Source organism: Xylanibacter rodentium (assembly GCF_013166575.1).
Taxonomy (GTDB): domain Bacteria; phylum Bacteroidota; class Bacteroidia; order Bacteroidales; family Bacteroidaceae; genus Prevotella; species Prevotella rodentium.
Genome location: NZ_JABKKE010000006.1, coordinates 144,763 through 165,734 on the forward strand (window position 1 = coordinate 144,763; position 20,972 = coordinate 165,734).

17 protein-coding genes are annotated in these 20,972 nt (G+C 50.9%); 13 read left to right on the forward strand and 4 right to left on the reverse strand.

Features of this window, described 5'->3' with window-relative positions:
* Positions 1 to 12 precede the first annotated feature (12 nt).
* Positions 13 to 804 carry a Cof-type HAD-IIB family hydrolase gene (locus HPS55_RS05195; RefSeq protein ID WP_172177092.1) on the reverse strand — a complete coding sequence of 264 codons (792 nt, stop codon included), beginning with the start codon at positions 802 to 804 and terminating at the stop codon, positions 13 to 15.
* 242 nt (positions 805 to 1,046) lie between these two features.
* On the opposite strand from HPS55_RS05195, the gene HPS55_RS05200 reads away from it, so the two are divergent.
* The 4 genes from HPS55_RS05200 to HPS55_RS05215 all read left to right on the forward strand — a co-directional run bounded on the left by HPS55_RS05200 (position 1,047) and on the right by HPS55_RS05215 (position 4,074).
* Positions 1,047 to 1,544, forward strand: a complete 498-nt coding sequence (locus HPS55_RS05200; protein ID WP_172177094.1) for an RNA polymerase sigma factor — start codon at positions 1,047 to 1,049, stop codon at positions 1,542 to 1,544.
* Positions 1,545 to 1,623: 79 nt separating this feature from the next.
* Positions 1,624 to 2,235, forward strand: coding sequence for a hypothetical protein (locus HPS55_RS05205; RefSeq protein ID WP_172177096.1), 612 nt, complete (start codon positions 1,624 to 1,626; stop codon positions 2,233 to 2,235).
* A gap of 41 nt (positions 2,236 to 2,276) precedes the next feature.
* Positions 2,277 to 3,188 carry a TraB/GumN family protein gene (locus HPS55_RS05210; RefSeq protein WP_253945843.1) on the forward strand — a complete coding sequence of 304 codons (912 nt, stop codon included), beginning with the start codon at positions 2,277 to 2,279 and terminating at the stop codon, positions 3,186 to 3,188.
* A 97-nt stretch (positions 3,189 to 3,285) separates the two neighbouring features.
* On the forward strand, positions 3,286 to 4,074 hold the full coding sequence (locus HPS55_RS05215; RefSeq protein WP_172177098.1) for an inositol monophosphatase family protein: 789 nt from the start codon (positions 3,286 to 3,288) through the stop codon (positions 4,072 to 4,074).
* 156 nt (positions 4,075 to 4,230) lie between these two features.
* On the opposite strand, the gene HPS55_RS05220 is transcribed toward HPS55_RS05215, so the two are convergent.
* Together HPS55_RS05220 and HPS55_RS05225 are read right to left on the reverse strand one after the other, a co-directional pair.
* A complete protein-coding gene (locus tag HPS55_RS05220; RefSeq protein WP_172177100.1) occupies positions 4,231 to 5,199 on the reverse strand; it encodes a phosphatase PAP2 family protein in 969 nt (322 codons plus the stop codon).
* Between the two features lie 235 nt (positions 5,200 to 5,434).
* Entirely contained in the window at positions 5,435 to 6,427 is a 993-nt protein-coding gene (locus HPS55_RS05225; RefSeq protein ID WP_172177102.1) for an NAD-dependent epimerase/dehydratase family protein, read from the reverse strand.
* 735 nt (positions 6,428 to 7,162) lie between these two features.
* Between HPS55_RS05225 and rnr the strand changes: the two genes are divergently transcribed.
* The 9 genes from rnr to HPS55_RS05270 all read left to right on the forward strand — a co-directional run bounded on the left by rnr (position 7,163) and on the right by HPS55_RS05270 (position 18,857).
* The gene (gene rnr, locus HPS55_RS05230; protein WP_172177104.1) at positions 7,163 to 9,358 is read left to right on the forward strand and encodes a ribonuclease R; all 2,196 of its coding nucleotides are present in this window, start codon (positions 7,163 to 7,165) and stop codon (positions 9,356 to 9,358) included.
* Between the two features lie 364 nt (positions 9,359 to 9,722).
* Complete coding sequence (gene trhA, locus HPS55_RS05235; RefSeq protein WP_172177106.1) at positions 9,723 to 10,373, forward strand: PAQR family membrane homeostasis protein TrhA; 651 nt, start codon at positions 9,723 to 9,725, stop codon at positions 10,371 to 10,373.
* Positions 10,374 to 10,420: 47 nt separating this feature from the next.
* A complete protein-coding gene (locus tag HPS55_RS05240) occupies positions 10,421 to 12,925 on the forward strand; it encodes a glycosyl hydrolase family 95 catalytic domain-containing protein (protein ID WP_253945844.1) in 2,505 nt (834 codons plus the stop codon).
* A gap of 147 nt (positions 12,926 to 13,072) precedes the next feature.
* Complete coding sequence (locus HPS55_RS05245) at positions 13,073 to 13,519, forward strand: PepSY-like domain-containing protein (RefSeq protein WP_253945845.1); 447 nt, start codon at positions 13,073 to 13,075, stop codon at positions 13,517 to 13,519.
* Positions 13,520 to 13,614: 95 nt separating this feature from the next.
* Entirely contained in the window at positions 13,615 to 14,043 is a 429-nt protein-coding gene (locus HPS55_RS05250) for an META domain-containing protein (RefSeq protein WP_172177108.1), read from the forward strand.
* Positions 14,044 to 14,226: 183 nt separating this feature from the next.
* Positions 14,227 to 15,579 carry a C10 family peptidase gene (locus tag HPS55_RS05255; protein ID WP_172177110.1) on the forward strand — a complete coding sequence of 451 codons (1,353 nt, stop codon included), beginning with the start codon at positions 14,227 to 14,229 and terminating at the stop codon, positions 15,577 to 15,579.
* Positions 15,576 to 16,358, forward strand: a complete 783-nt coding sequence (locus HPS55_RS05260) for a ZIP family metal transporter (protein WP_172177112.1) — start codon at positions 15,576 to 15,578, stop codon at positions 16,356 to 16,358. Before HPS55_RS05255 ends, HPS55_RS05260 begins: the two co-directional genes overlap by 4 nt.
* Before the next feature lie 677 nt (positions 16,359 to 17,035).
* Positions 17,036 to 18,079, forward strand: a complete 1,044-nt coding sequence (locus HPS55_RS05265) for a PD40 domain-containing protein (protein WP_172177114.1) — start codon at positions 17,036 to 17,038, stop codon at positions 18,077 to 18,079.
* A gap of 55 nt (positions 18,080 to 18,134) precedes the next feature.
* Positions 18,135 to 18,857: a porin family protein gene (locus HPS55_RS05270; protein ID WP_172177116.1), complete on the forward strand. Its 723-nt coding sequence runs from the start codon at positions 18,135 to 18,137 to the stop codon at positions 18,855 to 18,857.
* A gap of 118 nt (positions 18,858 to 18,975) precedes the next feature.
* On the opposite strand, the gene HPS55_RS05275 is transcribed toward HPS55_RS05270, so the two are convergent.
* Positions 18,976 to 20,970 carry an AAA domain-containing protein gene (locus HPS55_RS05275; RefSeq protein ID WP_410543857.1) on the reverse strand — a complete coding sequence of 665 codons (1,995 nt, stop codon included), beginning with the start codon at positions 20,968 to 20,970 and terminating at the stop codon, positions 18,976 to 18,978.
* Positions 20,971 to 20,972 lie beyond the last annotated feature (2 nt).

Below are 20,972 nucleotides of genomic sequence, written 5' to 3' on the forward strand. Positions count from 1 at the left end.
CTCCGAAAATCCCTACTTATCTATCACGCCGAAATGCACGAGAGCATTCATCACACCATCATCGTCGACCGAAGTTGTCACATAGTCGGCCGCGGCTTTCACATTGTCGCCGGCATTTCCCATTGCCACACCCGTGCCGGCACGGCGGATGATGGATATGTCGTTGCCACCGTCACCGAAAGCCATGGTCTCCGAAATGTCGAGACCAAAATGCCGGGCCATAGCGGCGAGGCCTTTCCCTTTGTCAGCACCGTCGGCCGTGATATCGGTGAAGGCCGGATGCCATCGTGCCGACACGCAATGACCGACGCGCTCCATCAGCTTCTGTTCGTGCTCCGACGAACAGAACGACGTCACCTGAAGCACATTGCCACAGAGCACTTCACCGGCCGGACGCTCAAAGTCAAGGTCGCTAACGTTGAGTTCGCCACGGAATATTCTGTCTACAGTCTCGCGGGCCTTGCCATATACGGCTATACCCTTGTCACCGGCCACAATACAAGGATACCCTTCGGCCATGGCATCAGCCGTAAGCGTACGAACATCGGCAGCGGGTATAGGCATGCAGCATACCGCCGTATCGCCGACAAAACAGTACGCTCCGTTGGTCGTTATATATCCGTCTACGAGATGTTCTATAGTTCCTATGTTGTTTATAATCTGTATCGGGCGCCCCGTGGATATGAAGATTTTCACTCCGCGGGCCTTGGCCTCGGTTATGGCCCGCACGGCGGATTCCGGTATCTCGTGGGTCTTAAGACTGCACAATGTGCCGTCTATATCGAAAAACAAACTCCGTATCATAATTGTTTCATATTGAGTATTCAATTGCAAAAATACCAATTTTTTATTTCCCAATCGTGAAAAAATCAGTTTATTGCCTTTATACAAATGCACAAAAACGCCGTTTGGGATTTTTTTTCGAAAAAAACAGTTTATTTTGTAGTAAACAAGACGAAAGAACGTCTAATGGGCAGAACATAAAAAACATTCAAAATAATTATGTTGAAACTCTATGCAAAAGTATAACTATTAAATAATATACAATGGAGAATAATTGTGACGACGCAGCACAGGGCCGCGATAAAGAGAAATTCGTACAGACAGTGCGCGAACACAAGGGCACAATATACACCGTGTGCTACATGTTCTCGAAAGACACCGACGAAGTTAACGACCTGTATCAGGAGATTCTCATGAATCTGTGGCGGGGATTCGGCTCCTTTGAAGGCAAAAGCGACATCCGTACATGGATATACCGCGTTGCACTGAACACATGCATATCAATCGACCGCAAGAAGAAACGCAAGCCTGTACGCCTGAATATGGACATCGACCTGTATGAAGATACCGACACCGACACCCGTCAGGTGCGTATGCTCTACAACCGCATCAGCCGTCTCGGCCCTTTCGACCGTGCAATAATACTGCTCTGGCTGGACAACATTCCGTACGAAGAGATTGGCGAGATAGTGGGAATATCGGCAAAGTATGTCTCGGTAAGACTGCTCCGCATCAAGGAGGAGCTGCGGAAGATGAAATAGCCGGTCTGCCGCAACGAAGCAAGACAGACATACATGACAAACGAAACATACAAACAGCAAGATAACAACAGAAAGAAATATGGAAACAAACAACATCAACACCAACAACGAACTCGAGCAGATGCGTGCCCAACTCGAGATAATGAAACAGAAACTAAGCCGTCAGGAGATTATAAACGACAGTCTTATCAGCCGGACAATGAGTAGCCGCATGTCGTGGATAAAGAAATATATATGGTTCGAAACGTTCGTACTCCTGCCGTTTATAGCCATCATATATGCTTTGTTCACCTTTGTATTCCACATTCCATTGTGGCTTTACATCATCATTGTAGTGTTATGCATTGCCGATGTATATGCCGACTATCGTATCAACACGACCAATCCGGCCGACTGGATTGCAGGCAACCTTGTCGAAACAGCCGGCAAGCTCGTCAAGATGAAGCGCCTTAGAATGATTCATTTTGCGATATCTGTATTGGCGGCAATAATTGTTTTCGGGTTCCTCTGCTACACACTGATTGCCAACAGCGACTCTGCCGTGATGACGGGAAGCGGCATAGGATTCGCAGTCGGCGGCTGTGCCGGACTTGTCATTGCATATATGATTTACCGCCGGATGCAGCGCACCAACGACGATCTCATACGACAGATAGACGAACTGGCAAACGAACGTGGCGAGAACATCTGAAAAACAGAATATAAACAATAAACAACAAACTTGAGAAAATTATGAAAATGAAAAGAACCGCAACCGTCCTCATGCTGCTTACAGCAGTGTTTACCGGCGTGAACGCACAGTTATTGTACAGAATATCGGGCGGAAGCCTCGCCAAACCATCGTACATCGTGGGCACATACCACCTCGCCCCGGTGAGCTTTGCGGACTCCGTTGCCGGCCTGCGCGACGCTATGGACCTTACGGAACAGGTGTGCGGAGAGCTCGACATGCAACAGGTGACGAACCCCGAAGGCATGCAGAATATGATGCAGGCCATGATGCTGCCCGACGGGAAGACACTCAAGGACATCCTGTCGCCCGAGGAGCTGGCACGCCTCAACGCCTTCATGACCACACTCATCGGCACAGACATGACCAACCCCATGGTAGAGCAGCAGATGGGACGCATGACACCACAGGCCCTAAACACGCAGTTCACACTGATGATGTATATGAAGCAGACACCGGGCGTGGACCCGGCAAACCTCATCGACGGCTATTTCCAGAAAGCGGCCATGGAGAAAGGCAAGCCCGTAGTGGGACTGGAGACTGTCGACTTTCAAATCAGAACACTCTTTCACGGCATGACCACAGAACGTCAGAAGCAGCTGCTGATGTGTCTTGTCGACAATTCCGACTATTACTCCGGCATAACGGCAGCACTGGCAAAGGCATATTTCTCGCAGGACATCAACAGAATCAAGGCCGTGATGGACGAAAAGCAGAACACTGCATGCGACTCTACACCCGAAGAGGATGCCGCTCTGATATACACCCGCAATGCCGACTGGCTCACGAAAATGCCCGCTATAATGGCCGGCAAGCCGACGCTGTTTGCCGTGGGAGCAGGCCATCTGCCCGGCAGCAAAGGACTGCTCAATCTGCTGCGCGATGCCGGATACACGGTAGAAGCCGTCAAATAAACATCCATGACTTTGCAATAATTGCGGTGTACGGCCGTTTCCTATACAAGGACTTCTGCCGCACACCGCAATTATTCATTTATAAAAATCATACTATATGAACATACCGTCCTTAGAATCGCTTGTCGACATAGTCAAGGAAGCCGCCGGCCTGATGGTTACCGACGGTTTTGACATCTCACAGAAAGATGGGTTCGCCAACATCGTCACATCGTCCGACGTCGCAGTACAGAGTTTCCTGTGTGACCGGCTGGCCGCACTGCTCCCTGAAAGCGGATTCCTCTGTGAGGAAGAAGACATGAACGACACGTCCCGCGAACTGACATGGATTATCGACCCCATCGACGGCACAGCCAACTACAGCCGCGGCATAGCCCAATGCGCCATAAGCGTGGCACTGAAACACGCTGCCGATATCGTGCTCGGAGTTGTCTATCTGCCGCGCACGGGCGAACTTTTCACTGCCCGACGCGGGTGCGGAGCATGGCTCAACGGCCGCCGCATAACTGTATCAGCCCGTCCGTTTGCCAATGCAGTGATGTGCACCGCCCTGCCCGTATACCACAAGGAGCACACCGGACTGTGCTCGGCCATTATCCGCGACGTATTCATGCAGTGCAACGACATACGCCGTTTCGGGGCCGCCGCACCCGAACTGTGCTATCTGGCCATGGGGCGCTGCGAACTGTACTTCGAATATATGCTCAGTCCATGGGACTTTGCGGCTGCATCACTCATTGTAACCGAAGCCGGAGGAATGCTGGCCGGCCTTGACGGGCAGCCGCTCACATGCACACGGCAGAGCGGAGTCATCGCAGCCAACAACAAAGAGAATCTGCAGAAGTTGCTGGAGGTTGTCAAAAAGAAAGTTCAGAGCTCTTTTTAGTTCAGAGTTCAGAGTATAGAGTATTGAGGTATGATTAGCAGCATAAAGGTTGTCATTAATGTGTTGACGTGAAGGTCTTGCTGCTAATCATACCTCAATACTCTATACTCTATACTCTGAACTCTGAATTAAAAAGAGCTCTGAACCAAGCAAACATCATTCTTTCCCCACCCACTTAACGTAAACGGCATAGAGCACGGCATAGATGACAAAAGCCGACACCCAGCCCGCAAACACGTCGATGGCATAATGGGCGTATATGTAGACCGTGGACAGACAAAGCAGCACATACAACGGCAGTATGCCGAGAAACAGCCGACGGCTGCGCGCTGTCCATGCAAGAATCATCAGTATCGTGCTCACACCGACATGACTGCTTGGGAACGCCGCCGTAGGGCGCTCGCCGGCATCGTGGGCCGAACGCACCATATCATAGAAGAATCCGCCGCTCCATCCCGGTGTCGCAAGGGCCTCCTGATGGGTGGCAAAGTAGTTGCCGAGATCGGGAAACGAGCCGCGGGCTATCCCGTCGAGCCCCACGGCAGCATAATAATACTGCGGGCCGGCAACAGGCAGGAATATATATATGACGTAATATACGAAGAACGAGCCGAGCACAATGAACGACACACGGGCGAAACGGTCGTAGCGCCACAGGAAATAAAACAGGACGACAACGGCTATAAGCGGGTAATATACGGTATATCCCAGACACATCAGTTCGCTGAACACTGCATTGCCGCATTTGGCGGCAAACACCAGCGAGGGCTGAAAACCGAACAGCGACTGCTCGTAGCCGGCAAAGACATGGTCGAGATTAGGAAACATACGGTTGAACTCATACGTCTCAGGATACCACCACGACAGCAATGCCATCTGTGCCAGCACACGGCAGAAACGCATGAAGCGGCACGGCACCATGCGGTATACACCCCAAAGCGCCACTGTCATCACGGCAATGCGCAGACGGCCGTAAAGCATCGGCTCCGGATTATCGACCTTGGTGTATGTGAAGAGCAACAGCAGCAACGTAACACCCATGTATGCAAACATGGCCCACTCGAAAGCCATAAGGCCTTTCTTGGGTTTCTTCTCTATCTTGAAAAGGTTTGTCAGTATTTTCATTGTCAATATAAATTAAGGTAAGAGTTCAAAGGTATGAGTTTTGAGGTATGATTACCATCAAGACTTTGACTGTTCAGAGGTACTAAGATCTGAGGTTTGATTACCTTCAAGACCTTTCACACCAAGACCAACTGTCCCTATGTCACTCAATCATAATTACCGGTTCTAAATTCTCATCTGTCCAAGTCTTGATGGTAATCACACCTCAATACTCTCAGCTCTGAACTCTACACTGTCACAGCCACCCGTTGTCACAATACCACTTGACAGTGAGCGGCACGCCGCGTTCAAGGTCGTACTGCGGCGTGTAGCCCAGTTCCTCGCGTGCCGGAGCTATGTCACAACGCCAGTTGCGCTGCCGCATGATGTTGTACTTGTCATTGTTCAAGGCCGACACCTTGCCGGTAATCCTGCCGACATACTCCCCAAAGAATGTCACAACGCGCAACACCCATATCGGAGCCTTTATGCGCAGGAGCCAGGGCCGCCCCAACTCACGGTGAATCAAGTCGCTGAACGTGCGCGACGAATACACCTTGCCGTCGCTAAGGAAATATTTGCGCCCCGACTTGCCGCGCTCGATGGCAAGAAACACCGCCTGCACAACGTCGAGCACATAGACAAACGTCAGGTCCTGAGGCTTGTAGCCGACTGAGAAATCGGTATGTCCCTTGATGCTCTTCGCCATCATGAAGTAGTCGCACTCGCGCGGACCGTACACGCCCGTGGGGCGCAGCGTGACACACGGGAAGTCTTCCAGCGTGTCAAGAAAGCGCTCACTATCCAGCTTGCTCTGCCCGTATGCAGTGTTGGGCCGCGGCATGTCGCTCTCCTTAATCTCCGAATACGGCCGCTGCTCGCGCACCGGACCGTATACACTGAGGCTGCTCACATAGACAAACCGCTTCAGCGGCATCTGCAATTGCTGCAATGCACGCACCAGATTGCGTGTGCCATCGGTGTTGACCTTGAAAAAGTCTTCCTTGTGCAGACACTTGGTAGCGCCTGCGGCATGCACCACGACATCGAAACACAGTCCTGTCATCTGCTCCACCAGCCGCGTCTGGCTGCTCAGGTCCAACTCGATGAAATTTATCCGCGAATCCGTAAGATACTTGCGGCTGCTCGTCTTCCGCATTGCAGCCCACACGTTCATTCCCCGCCTCAATGCTTCCTCTACGATAAAACTGCCGATGAAGCCGCTTGCACCTGTTATAAGAATATCCATTAAAGTCTTTATTTTGACTGCAAATATAGTAAAAAATAGTGAAATCCCTACACAGTAGTAATAAAGATTTGGTAAAGACAGTTCTCGCGAAGTCCATAATTTTGTCTGAAAGCACGTATCCCGGCCATGCCCCATGTTGTGATTATTCTGAAAAAAACTCATTTTCTTTTTCTCAAACCAGAAAAGCAGAGAGGCCCTCTCTGCTTCTTTTACACGCGTTTCTGGCATGATTTTCTTGCCGTAAGGGCCTCCCGACACTCCCGCAACGGCCATTTCGCATTGCAAGGAGGCCGGTTTCGCAATGCAACGGCGGCCTTATTGCAAGGCGAAACCGGCCTCTCTGCTTTCTTTACAAAGCCCCTTTGTCGTAACATGCTGACAATCAGCGCATCCCATTTTACAAAAAACGAGCCGTTTTCGGAGCCTTGTCGGAAAATTGCGTCGCAGACGCCGCTTAACATATGTTAAAGTAAACAATATTCATACTTACCGTTGTCACATCCGGCATCGGCCGGACATCGGCAACAGTAGGTACATACAGACCGAAGCGGAACGAAGCACGACGACACAAGCCGCCTGCCGCAGCGCCGCACAAGCCGGACACCGGTGAAGTACGGACGTTTTCATTAATTTAAAATAAATTATCACCCGAAATATCGTGAAATAGGGAATTATTTTGTTACTTTGCAATAGCAGGATGAGAGTTCATCCGTCACTAAAAAGACACGAACCATTATGGGAAAGAAAAAAGGTGGAAAAAGAATGTCCAAGAAGCAGATGACCGAGGCTCTGCAGACACTGTTCGGAGAGAATCCGAACGAGACATACAATTTCAAGTATATATTCAAGGCGCTCAAGCTCGACACCCATCCGCTGAAGATGCTGGCCATCGACACGATGGAAGAGATGGCATGGGACGACTATCTGACAAAGGTGAGCGACAACTCATACCGTCTGAACACCAAGACACAGGTGCAGGAAGGACGCTTCCGACGCAAACCCAACGGCAAGAACAGTTTTGTTCCCGACGACGGCAGCCTGCCGATATTCGTGGCCGAGCGCAACTCGATGTCGGCACTCGACGGCGACCGCGTACAGGTGACGTTCATGGCACGACGCCAACGCCATATCAAGGAGGCCATCGTAACGGCCATTCTGGAACGTGCCCGCGACACATTCGTGGGACGTCTTCGCGTGGAAAAGGACTTCGCGCTGCTCATCACGCCCGATAACATCCTGGCCCACGACATCATCATCCCGAAGAAAAAACTGAAAGGAGGCAAGAACGACGAGAAAGCCGTGGTAAAAGTGATACAGTGGCCCGACGCCAACCACCGCAACATGATAGGCGAAGTGGTCGACGTGCTCGGCAAGCAGGGAGAGAACGACGTGGAGATGCACGCCATATTGGCACAATACGGTCTGCCATACAAATATCCCAAGGCCGTGGAAGACGCGGCAAACAAGATTTCCGCCGACATCACTGAAGACGACATCGCAGGCCGCGAAGACTTCCGGAACGTGTTCACGTGCACCATCGACCCGCACGACGCCAAGGACTTCGACGACGCCCTGTCAGTAAGACGGACGGACAACGGCAGGCTATGGGAAGTGGGAGTGCACATAGCCGACGTATCCCACTATGTCACCGAAGGCTCCGTCATAGACAAGGAGGCCCTGAAACGCGCCACGAGCGTATATCTCGTAGACCGCACCATACCGATGCTGCCCGAGCGCCTCTGCAACTTCATCTGCTCGCTGCGCCCCGACGAGGACAAGCTGGCCTACAGCGTGATATTCGAAATGGACGATGAGGCGGACATCAAACGATGGCGGCTGGTACATACGGTGATAAGGAGCGACCGCCGCTTCGCTTACGAGGAGGTACAGGAGACACTGGAACGCAACGGAGTGAAAGACGGAACAGGCCAGCCCGCGCCACCCGCCGGACCCGAAGGCTACAGCGGTGAATATGCCGCCGAGCTGATAACACTGGACCGTCTGGCAAAGAAGCTCCGCGAGGCACGGTTCAAGAACGGCGCCGTGAAGTTCGACCGTGAGGAACTGCGCTTCGACATCGACGACAAAGGAAAGCCCACGCGCTGTTACTTCAAGAAGTCGAAGGACGCCAACAAGCTGATCGAAGAGTTCATGTTGCTGGCCAACCGCACTGTGGCCGAGAGCATCGGCAAGGTGAAGAAAGGCACGAAAGCCAAGACACTGCCCTACCGGATACACGACATGCCGGACCCGACAAAGCTCGAAAACCTGCGCACGTTTGTGATAAAATTCGGATACAAGATGAAGTCTACGGGAACGAAAGGCGCCATATCGAGGAGTCTGAACACTCTGATGAACGAATGCGCCGGAAAGAAAGAGCAGAAACTCATAGAGACAGTGGCCCTGAGGGCAATGATGAAGGCCAAATACAGCGTGCACAACATCGGACACTACGGTCTGGCATTCGACTACTACACTCACTTCACCTCGCCCATACGACGCTATCCCGACACCATGGTCCACCGTCTGCTCACGAAGTATCAGCAAGGCGGGCGCTCAGCCAACAAACAGCACTATGAGGAACTGTGCGAACACAGCAGCGACATGGAACTGGTGGCACAGAATGCAGAGCGCGACTCGATAAAGTATAAGATGGTGGAGTTCATGGCCGACAAGGTGGGCGAGGTCTACGACGCGCACATCAGCGGCATACAGAGCTACGGCATATACTGCGAGATAGACGAGAACCACTGCGAAGGCATGGTGCCCATGCGCGACCTTGACGACGACTACTACGACTTCGACGAGAAGAACTATTGCCTCGTGGGCCGGCGGCACCACCATCAGTATCAGCTCGGCGACGCCGTACGCATACGAGTGGCCAAGGCCAACATCGAGAAAAAGCAGCTCGACTTTACCATTGAAAGTTAAGAATTTAGAGTTTAGAGTGAATAGGTATGATTACCTTTTGTAAGTTCAGAGTTCAGAGTTTAGAGTGAAGAGGTATGATTACCCTTTGTAAGTTCAGAGTTCAGAGTTTGGAGTGAAGAGGTATGATTACCGTCAAGACAAGACCGTGAGCATAATACTAAGGTTCACTTACAAAGAGTAATCATACCTCTTCACTCCAAACTCCAAACTCTGAACTTACAAAGGGTAATCATACCTCTTTACTCCAAACTCTGAACTCTGAACTTACAAAGGGTAATCATACCTCTTTACTCCAAACTCTGAACTCTAAACTTACAAAAGGTAATAATACCTCTTCACTCTAAACTCTGAACTCTGAACTAAAATGATAAGATATACCAAGCGCGAAGAGCAATGGAACACATGGTCACATGCCGCAGGCATACTGATGGGAGTGGCCGTGGGAGTGGTATTCACCATAATATGCTCACGGGGAGACAACCCATGGGCACGCGCCGGCGTGGGACTGTATCTGTTCGGGATGATAGCATCCTATGCAGCCTCAACGGCATATCATGCCATGCCACGCCGCAGCCTATGGAAGGAAAGGCTGCGCCGCTGGGACCATGCCGCCATCTACTGGCACATAGCGGGAAGCTATTCGCCGCTCACCCTCGTCGCCTTGCGCCAACAGGGATATTGGGGATGGAGTCTGTTCTCATTCGTATGGCTATGCGCCATAGCGGGCACGGCGGTCAGCTTTGTACGTCTCAAGGAACACAGCAACATAGAGACCGTATGTTTTGTGGGTATGGGGCTTTCGGTGCTTGTGGCTTTCAGACCACTTATCGACAGCGTGAGCACTGCCGCCGTGGCATGGATAGTGGCCGAAGGCGTGTGCTACATCACAGGAGCACTGTTCTACAGCCTCAACAAGCGGCGGTTCATGCACTCCGTATTCCACTTCTTCGTACTTGCCGGCAGTATATGCCACATCATTGCCGTCTGGGACGTGCTGCTCGACTATGCCCGATGAGAGAGTTACCCGGAAACATCAAACAAACTAATCTATAATAGAATCAAATGAAAAGACAGAAATCCAACATTCTCACGGCCATCGCCGACCGTATGCATTGGTGGGTTGCAACGGTCGTCATGACCAGCCCCGCCACCGTAATGACAGCACAGAACACTATGGCCGGAGCATCCGGTGACAACAAGACCTACAACCGTCTCACACTGCATTACGACCGCCCTGCCGAATATTTCGAAGAAGCCCTCGTGATAGGCAACGGCACTATGGGAGCTATCGTATACGGCGGCACCAAGACAGACCGCATATCGCTCAACGACATCACTCTGTGGACGGGAGAACCCGACCGCGACGTGACCACACCGGGGGCATTCAAGGCCCTGCCGGAGATTCGGGAACTGCTGGACAATGAGGACTATCGCGAAGCCGAGCGGGCCAACCGCAAGATACAAGGACACTTCAGCGAGAGTTATCAGCCGCTCGGACAACTCACAATAGACTATACCGACAACACCGCCCGCGACATCACCGCATACCGGCGCAGTCTTGACATCAGCGAGGCCGTGGCACGGACACAATATATGAAAGGCGGACATATGCAGACGAGCGAATATTTCGCGTCGGCTCCCGACTCGGTCATCGTCATACGTCTGCAATCGTCCGGAAAAGGCATACATGCCACACTGCGGTTCACATCACAACTGCCATGCTCGGTGACGGCGACGGACGGCGAGATAACTGCCGACGGATATGCCTCGTACCACGCACTGCCGGGATATTACAAGGGTGTGCCGGCCGATGAGCACAATCTGTACGACCCGGAGAGGGGCACGCGGTTCCGCACTCTCGTGAGAGCCATAGCCCGCGACACTGACGGAAAGATAAAGAGTTATCCTTCGGGCGACGTGAAGATAGAGGGTTGCCGCGACGTGACCATCATCATAGCCAACGTGACAAGTTTCAACGGATTCGACCGCAATCCCGCTACCGAAGGACGCGACTACCGCCGGTTGGTGAAACAACGCATGGCACGTGCGGCACGCAAGACCGACGACGAACTGAAGCACACTCATTTATACGATTATCAGCGGTTCTTCGGCCGCGTGAGCCTAGACATCGGGCGCACAGACCCGGCCATCGCTGCCATGACAACAGACAAGCAGCTGCGCCTGTACACCGAAGAGGGACAGGCCAACCCCGACCTCGAAGCTCTTTACTTCCAGTACGGCCGATATCTTCTGATATCGTGCTCGCGCACTGACGGGGTTCCGGCCAACCTGCAAGGACTGTGGAACGAGAAACTGCTGCCGCCATGGAGCTGCAACTATACATCGAACATCAATCTGGAGGAAAACTACTGGGCGGCCGAAACTGCCAACCTGAGCGAGATGCACCGCCCGCTGCTTACTTTCATAAGCAATCTGAAGACTACCGGCGAGACCACAGCACGCGAGTATTACGGCACAGGACGCGGATGGTGCCTCGGACACAACACCGACATATGGGCCATGACATGCCCGGTGGGTCTGCGTGTGAGCGATCCGTCGTGGGCCTGCTGGAACATGGGCGGCGCTTGGGTAAGCACACACATATGGGAACACTACCTGTTCACTATGGACAAAGAATTTCTCGCCCGCAACTATCCGCTGCTGAAGGGTGCCGCAGAATTCTGCATGGACTGGCTCACGGAAAAGGACGGGCATCTGCTCACATCACCCGGGACATCACCGGAGAACAGGTACAAGACACCGGACGGATTCTGCGGAGCCACATCCTACGGCAACACTTCCGATCTGGCCATGACACGCGAGTGTCTGCTCGACGCCCGCGAGGCTGCACGCACCCTCGGTCGCGACAAGAATTTCATCACCGAGATTGACCGCACGCTGAAGCGCCTGCTGCCATACCACGTCGGCAGTAACGGCAACCTGCAGGAATGGTTTCACGACTGGGAAGACCAAGACCCGCAACACCGCCATCAGTCACATCTGTTCGGACTGTATCCCGGACACCATCTGTCACCCGATGCAACGCCCGAACTGGCCCGTGCATGTGCACGCACGCTCGAAATCAAAGGCGACAATACCACAGGATGGAGCACAGGATGGCGCGTCAATCTGTATGCGCGGCTGCTCGATTCCAAAAACGTATATCATATCTACCGCAAACTGCTCAGCTATGTGAGCCCCGACGGTTACAAAGGCAAGGACGCACGACGCGGCGGAGGAACCTATCCAAACTTGCTCGACGCCCACTCGCCGTTTCAGATAGACGGCAATTTCGGAGGCTGTGCCGGAGTGATTGAGATGCTTATGCAGTCTACACCCTCTTCAATCACACTGCTGCCCGCCCTACCCGAACAATGGCCTGACGGCAACGTGAACGGCATTTGTGCCCGCGGCGGATTCGTGGTCAGCATGAAGTGGAGCAAAGGCAGAGTGACGGAACTGACTCTTACATCGCGACAAGGCGGGAAAACCACCCTGAAATATAACGGCATTAAAAAGAGCGTTAACATGAAAGCAGGCGAGACACGCCGCATTTTACATGAATAATTTAATAATATGCACCGTTTAATTTGTTATAATCCCAACCGAGGCAAACGTTAGTTAAAGTGTGTTTCTTATTTCCCCGTTGTCAGATGAAATGCCTATCTTTGCATCATCAAAAGCATTATTAACAAATAAAAGAAAGGAAGGACTATGAAAAGATTATTCAAAAAAGCCATGATGACAATCGCAGGAGTACTGACGATGTGTCTGCCGGAAGCGGCAAGCGCCAAGGCCATTATGATAAGCGAGTTTCCGGCAGTGGCACAGAAAATGCTGAAACAGAATTTCTCCGGTCATAAAGTGGCAATGTCAACAATGGATTACGACCTGTTTTCAAAAAGCTACGATGTGGTCTTCACAAACGGTGACAAAGTGGAATTCGACAGCGAGGGCAACTGGAAAGAAGTAAAATGCAAGCAATCGTCCGTGCCGAAAGCACTGATACCCCAAGGTATCAAAGAGTATCTTAAGCACCACTATACCAACGCTATAGTAAAGGAAATCGAACGATATGGCAACAAGCACGAAGTGAAACTGTCAAACGGTCTGGAAATTACGTTCGACAAGGATTTCCGAGTGATTGACATAGATGATTGATCTCGGTGTGAAAAAGACACATCCATCGGGGCCGCTATCGTAAGACAGAACGAAAGACGAACTCCAACATTAATAATAAAAGGAATCAAAAGAAGATGAAGAAAATGTTAGCAACCATTTGCGTCGCTACGGCAGCATTGGTATCGTGCACAACAAGTCAAAAAGCGACATCGCTCGACTCGCTCGGCGGAGAATGGAACATCATTAAGGTAGACGGTAAAGAAATAAAGGCGTCCGACGGCCAGGAGATGCCTTTCATCGGATTCAACATCAACGAGAAGCAAGTGTACGGCTACACGGGATGCAACCGTCTGACAGGTGCACTCAACGCCGACCCAAACAGCGGTAAGATTGATTTCGGAAATACCGGAAGCACACGAATGATGTGTCACGACATGGAAACGGAAAACCTTGTGCTCGGAGCCATTGGAAAAGTGAAGACGTATAAGGTGGACAAAAGCGGTAAACTGACACTCTGTGACGAAAGCGGTAAGGCCGTGTTCGAAATGCAGAAGAAAAAGTAATCCGGATTTCAACCGGAGCCGATTCTTTCAAATATTGATTTGATACGGCATTCCCAAACCGCCATTTCCGTGTTACAGCACGGAGATGGCGGTTGTTTTAAAGAAATGACATCGCCATATCTTGCCACCGGCAATTACAGCAGGCTATCTGAATATGGTTCCTGAATATAATATATATACACTATGATAAAGAACATCACTACGACAATACTGGCAGCAATAGCACCTGTCATCATGGCGGCAGCACAAGGCAAATTCGTATTTACGAAAGAGGTGACACCTATCATATCCACACAATGGGGACAGGAATATCCATACAACAGGATGTGTCCGACGGTAATCATCGACTCTACCGAAAAACATCTCTACGCCGGATGCGGACCGCTCGTGATGTCGCAGGTAATATGTCACGACCGCAAACAACCGCAACAAGGCAAAAACGGCAAGCCATACCGGTGGGAACTGATGGATACACAACTGAGCGACACATCGGCAATGGAGCATATAAACGCTGTGGCAAGACTGATACGCGACTGTGGCACGGCTGCAGAGACCAACTACGGACAGACGGCAAGTTCGACCAAACTGAACAGCGTGGTCCAAGGGCTGAAAAAACACTTCGGATACAATCGCTACATGCACATAGCAGACAGGGCATACTATCGCGGCAAAGACGGAGACAAGGCATGGAAAGAACTTATATTCGACGAACTGAAAGCCGGCCGGCCCATAATAATACGCGGAGAGAAAAGCAAATGGAACGCACATGTATTCATTATCGACGGATGCCGTGACTCACTGGTACACGTAAACTGGGGATGGAACGGACGACGAAACGGATACTACGACCCTGACTCGCTATACGGGTTCAGATCCAACCAACGGATGGTAGTGGGCATAGCCCCGAAAGACATAATGCCGGCCGTACGCCTGATAAATGTGGACGAGCCGGGACGATTGGCACACAATATCAGTGAAGACGACTGGCTGTATCTGCGTCATGTCAAACTGACGGGCACAATAAACAAAGATGACGTAAAACTGTTGCGTCAATTGGCCGGAGGTGCACGCAGTGGTGGCGGTGAACGCAACGGTACACTAAGTTCGATAGACATGAGTGAGTGTGTGATACTGACACTGCCCGACTCCGCTTTCTGCGGCTGTGACAATCTCACGTCAATCACTCTGCCGATAACCCTTCCCGAAATAAGCGCCTACGCTTTTGCGGGATGCTCCAAACTGAACAACGTGACGATACATCCACTGGTATGCGACATCAGACAACGCGCCTTCTCGGGATGTTTCAATCTGATATACTTGTCGTTGCCACGTTCCCTTATGACCATCGGAGCAAACGCATTCAACTCGTGCAACGCCCTGACTACGGTAACAGTACCGCAGGCTGTTAAAACAATAAGTAACGGAGCTTTCGCACATGCCAGGAACCTGAGTGAACTGACAATACCGAAAACAGCCAGATACACAGCCGGAACTATCGCAAAAGGAACAAAAGTGAAACAAATAAAGAAAATATGAACGCTATAGCACTTGGACTTCTCATTCCGTTTGCAGGCACCGTGGCCGGTTCTGCCCTGGTCTTCTTCATGAAACGCGACATGCCTGCACAACTCCAAAAGACATTGCTCGGATTCGCGTCGGGCGTGATGGTGGCCGCATCTGTATGGTCACTGCTTATACCCAGTCTTGACTTCAGACCTGATGCCGACGGCATTGCCCGTGTCATACCGGCAGCCGCAGGCTTTCTGGCAGGCATGGCCTTTCTGCTGCTCATCGACTACATCACCCCTCACTTGCACACACGGACAAGCAATCCCGAAGGTCCGCACACCCGCTTATCGCGCACGGCGATGCTCTCGCTTGCCGTCACCATACACAACTTGCCCGAAGGCATGGCTGTAGGTGTGGTACTGGCCGGAGCAGCATCGGGAGACGCAGGCATCAGCTCGGCAGGAGCACTGGCTATGTCGATTGGTATAGCCATACAGAACATACCCGAAGGAGCCATAATCTCCATGCCTATGCGTGCCGAAGGCAACAGCCGATGGCGCTCGTTTACGATAGGAAGCCTCAGCGGAGCAGTAGAGCCGTTGGGCGGCCTTGCCGTAATAATGCTCACGGCACTGCTCACACCGGTGATGCCCTATATGCTCTCGTTTGCGGCAGGAGCCATGCTGTATGTCGTCATCGAAGAACTTATACCCGAGGCAAGCGAAGAGCCCCACTCCAATCTCAGCACTATAGGGTTTGCCATAGGATTCACTATGATGATGGTGCTTGACGTTGTGCTGGGATGATTGTCTCACACCAGGACTTGTTGTTTGTCAAGTTGAACATGCGGAATGGCCAAAATAGACGAATTGATGCAAATATTTACACATTTATTTGTCGGTTATACATCTTTTTACTACCTTTGCACTGTCCTTTCTGTGGAGAGGACTGTGAAAAAATTGAGTGCTATACGTGTTTATGAACTGCGTTCTCGTCTCAAAACAACGGCCAAATAATTGAGAAGAACAAGAGAATAAAGGAATTAGATGCGCCTCTATGTGGGCGTATTCTCCTTTTTATTTATCTTGTTCGGGGTGCTTGGCCGTTCCCTTGGGGCGATAATGATTGTGAAGAAAACGTCCACTCTTTTTCATTCACAATATGTTTATTGCAATTGAGAGACCCCTAAATAACGGCCAATTATTAAAGGTTTTTCTCAACATGCGCCTTCACTACGGGCTGATATTGCCAAAAACAGGTGCACAAAACGACATCAGCGACATCACACCGTGATACCGTTGTGTATGTTTGTCGTATACTACGCATAGCCAACCACTATGCGGAAAGCAATAATTGTACCCATACCGAATCTACATATATGCTACGTTACATCCGAAGTTATATATAATCAAGGCCACAAAGCCTTCTAACGGCAAATGGGATCAACTGATTAACATAAATAAACAATAAAAACAACAGAGAAATGATGAGAAAAGAAGTACTTGCACTGTTGGCGGCCGTACTTGTCGCTACAGGTTCCGAAGCTGCCAAAAAACCTAAGTTTGACTACTCGGTAGTATTCGTACCCGAGGAAGGAGGGGTAAAGTTTGAGAAAATAACCGAAGACGCCGATATGGTGGCCGAGTACAAGCAAGGGCGCAACAGAACCGGAAATCTCGTGAAAAAGGCCACCGGAATATTCGGTTCGGTAAAGACAAACGTACTCGATTGGTGGGTAATACCGCAGATTGCACTCTCGCCCGACGGAAAACGCATAGGATATATCAATGAGAAAAACGGTACTACCAACGTCATGATAAAGAGTGCGGCCAAAGGCGGAGCCAGCATACAACGTACATTCCGCACCAATGTTGAAGGTTTCTCATGGAGTCCGGACGGAAATACAATCTGTTTTACCGAAGTACGTGGCGGGCACCATGGCATATATCTTGTTGACGCCAACCAAGGTACGGTAGTACGTCAGGTTTCTGGTGGAAACGACAATGACTACGGAGGGGTCATATCCCCCGACGGGAATACAATATTCTTCCACCGCGGTGAAGGTTACTCAAGCTACAGTCTATGGAGCTATGACCGCAAAACTAACCTCTTCTCAAACTATTCACGCGGCATGACAGCATGCCTCATACCTGGCAACAAGAACACTATCTACTGCGCACGCTTTACTGACAACAACGAAAGCGAGATATGGCGCGTCAACTTTGAAACAGGAGTTGAAGAAGTCATACTCACCCAGCCAGGAAAAAGTTTCACTACACCACAATTGTCACCCGACGGAAAATGGTTGCTCGTCACCGGTAGCAGCAAATCCGAGAAAGAAGGCATTGACAATACCGACATATTCGTAGTACGGACCGACGGAACACAACTGACCCAGCTTACATATCACCCTGGAAACGACCTGTCACCGATATGGAGTCCAGATGGACACAGTATATTCTTCCTTTCGCAGCGCGGTTCGGCAGATAAGGTATACAACGTATGGCGTATGGACTTCAACATGTAACAATTATAAAAAACAAAATATTCACATTATCCATTAATTCAAAACATTAAAAAACATGAGAAAAAAACTATTGATCATTGCATGCGTATTCTGCGCCCTCACTGCATCGGCACAACGTGCAAGCAGCAGTTCATCGTCATTCTTCTCTACAGAGAAAGTTGACGGAGGAGTAACATTCGGCATACGTGCCGGAGTGAACATGGCAAACATTTCCGGAAGCGACAGCGACGGCTCGTCGTATTCGTTCGGCAACCGCACATCATTCCACATCGGCGTTACCGCAGACATCCCTATCATGCAGAGCCTCTACGTCCAGACCGGTCTCTTCTTCCAGAACAAGGGATATAAATTTGAAGAAACAGATAATTATTCTGATTATTATGATGACTACTACAACAAAACCACTGAAACGGCTAAACCCATGTACCTCGAAATACCGGTACTGGCATCATATCGCTACAACGTCAGTGATGCCATACAGCTCCAGATTAATTTCGGTCCGTATTTCGGATATGGCATAGGTGGAAAAATGAAAGAAGAGACAAGCCTTTATGGTGAAAAGGAATCAAAAGAATATGATTATTTCGGAGATGCTGATGAGACCTGCGGATTCAAGCGTTTCAACTGCGGACTGCAGGTAGGAGCCGGATTGACATTTTCCGACCACTACTATCTTGGCTTCAACTACCAGTTCGGTCTGTCAAACATTAACGACAGTGACGACTTTGATTCTATAAAAGACAGGAACTGGATGATAAGTCTCGGCTACAATTTCTGACAGAATACATTAAACAATGCTGTATAGACAACCACAGCAACGTTTTATTTTTCTTTTTAAATGGAAACATTCCGGAACAGCGCACTTGTGAAAGTACGCTGTTCCAATTTTATCAAATCTACACTCCGTTTTTCAGTCCGCACACATATCCATACAGTTTGCGATAGAACGGATGACGAGTCATGGTAGACACATCACCAAGTATTATCAGTTTCATCCGTGCACGGGTAATGGCCACGTTCATCCGTCGCAAGTCGCGCAGAAATCCTATATCGCCACTGTCATTGGCCCGCACCAAAGAAATCAGTATCACATCACGCTCCTGTCCCTGGAATCCGTCTACCGTATTCACAGAGATGCGACGACGAAAAGGCTTGAAAAACTCGCGCTTGGCGAGCATCCGCCGCAAATACTGCACCTGTGCCCGATATGGCGAGATTATACCCACGTCAATACGCTCGTCGAGGATGCGCTGCCGTCCTATCCTCGTAAAATAAGCCTCAAGACATTGCAGGGTCAGTTCGGCCTCCGCCTTGTTTATCCGTCCGAACGTCTCACCAACAAACTCTTCCCTAAAAGGCAGTGAAGAGTTCAGAGTTAATAGTGAAGAGGTATGATTAGCTTTGTTGCTGTGGTCAGGCACCTCGTCTTGACGGTAATCAGACCTCTGCACTCCCAACTCTTCACTCTGAACTGAAGAAGACAGATCAACCCACTCCATCGGGATATCGTAGTCGAGAATGCCGCGAAACTTGACATCAGGTGCCGACTCTACCATCCCGCCATAAAACCAGTCGCTCGAAAAGCGCATGATGTCCTCGTGCATGCGATACTGCATCTTCAGCAGTGTCACAACCTCGGGCTTCTGCTCCACGATACGCTCCATGAGTGTCCTGCCCAGTCCGCCGCGCACAGCCTCCATGCTCTTCACCGTGGGCGGAAGCTGACAGTGGTCGCCGGCCAGTATAACCCGCGACACCCGCCTCATCGGAATCCAGCAGGCAGCCTCAAGCGCCTGCGCGGCCTCATCAATGAACAGCGTGCTGAACTTCATGCCGTCGAGCAGACGGTTGGCACTGCCCACCAGCGTCGAAGCTATAACGCGCGCCTCACCAAACAGTTCGCCGTTGATACGTATCTCAAGTTCTGTGACACGGCCTTTCAAATGTTCCATCTTCTGATGATAGCGGTCGTCTCCGCGGCGACGGGCCCGCAGGTCGCGTATAGCCTTTCGCAAAGCCCACAAATGAGGATAGTCGGGATGTGCCTCGAAACGCCGTTCGTAGGTGAACGAGAGCATCTTGTCATTCACCTTTGTGGGATTTCCTATACGCAGCACGTTGACTCCTCTGTCTACGAGTTTCTCGCTTATCCAGTCAACGGCCATGTTGCTCTGCGCACATACCAACACCTGGCTCTCGCGCCGCAATGTCTCGTATATGGCCTCAACAAGCGTTGTCGTCTTTCCCGTACCGGGAGGCCCATGCACTATGGCCACATCCTTGGCCCGGAGCACCTCGTTAACAGCCTTCTCTTGTGTGGCGTTGAGATACTGGAAGTGCATTGGCTGGAAAGTGAATGTCTCGGCTTTCTGCCGCGAACCGAACAAGTCGCGCAGATAACCCATCCGCCCTTTGGCTCTGATGGCCCGGTCAAGGGCATCGAACATCGTGCGGTAACTCGTCTCGTCGAAAGCCAGTTGCACGCCCATCTTGCTGTAGCTCTGAAGGTCGGACACACTGAAACCGTCGGGCACGGCCACCACCATTCGGTTGCCGTCCACATACGACACGGTTGCCGTAGAGCGGATTACGCCAAATGTCTCTCCTTTCGTCCCCGCATCATCATTCATGAAAAAGAAGTTGACCGGCCGTCCGAACTCAAAGTTATGCTCAATCTCAATATCCTCCTCGCGATACAGCTCCACCACCATCTGATTGAGAGAGTTGTAATAGCTGCGGCCCACGCGCACCGGAAACCAGGCATCACCGCGCTTCACCCTGCGCCGCATGCCAATGGACTCTACATGGCGGTCGTACTCCGCCTTGTCGGCCTTATATTCTATTTCAAGAAGTCTGCGTTGGTTCTGCAGCACCTGTATCGGAGATTGCATCA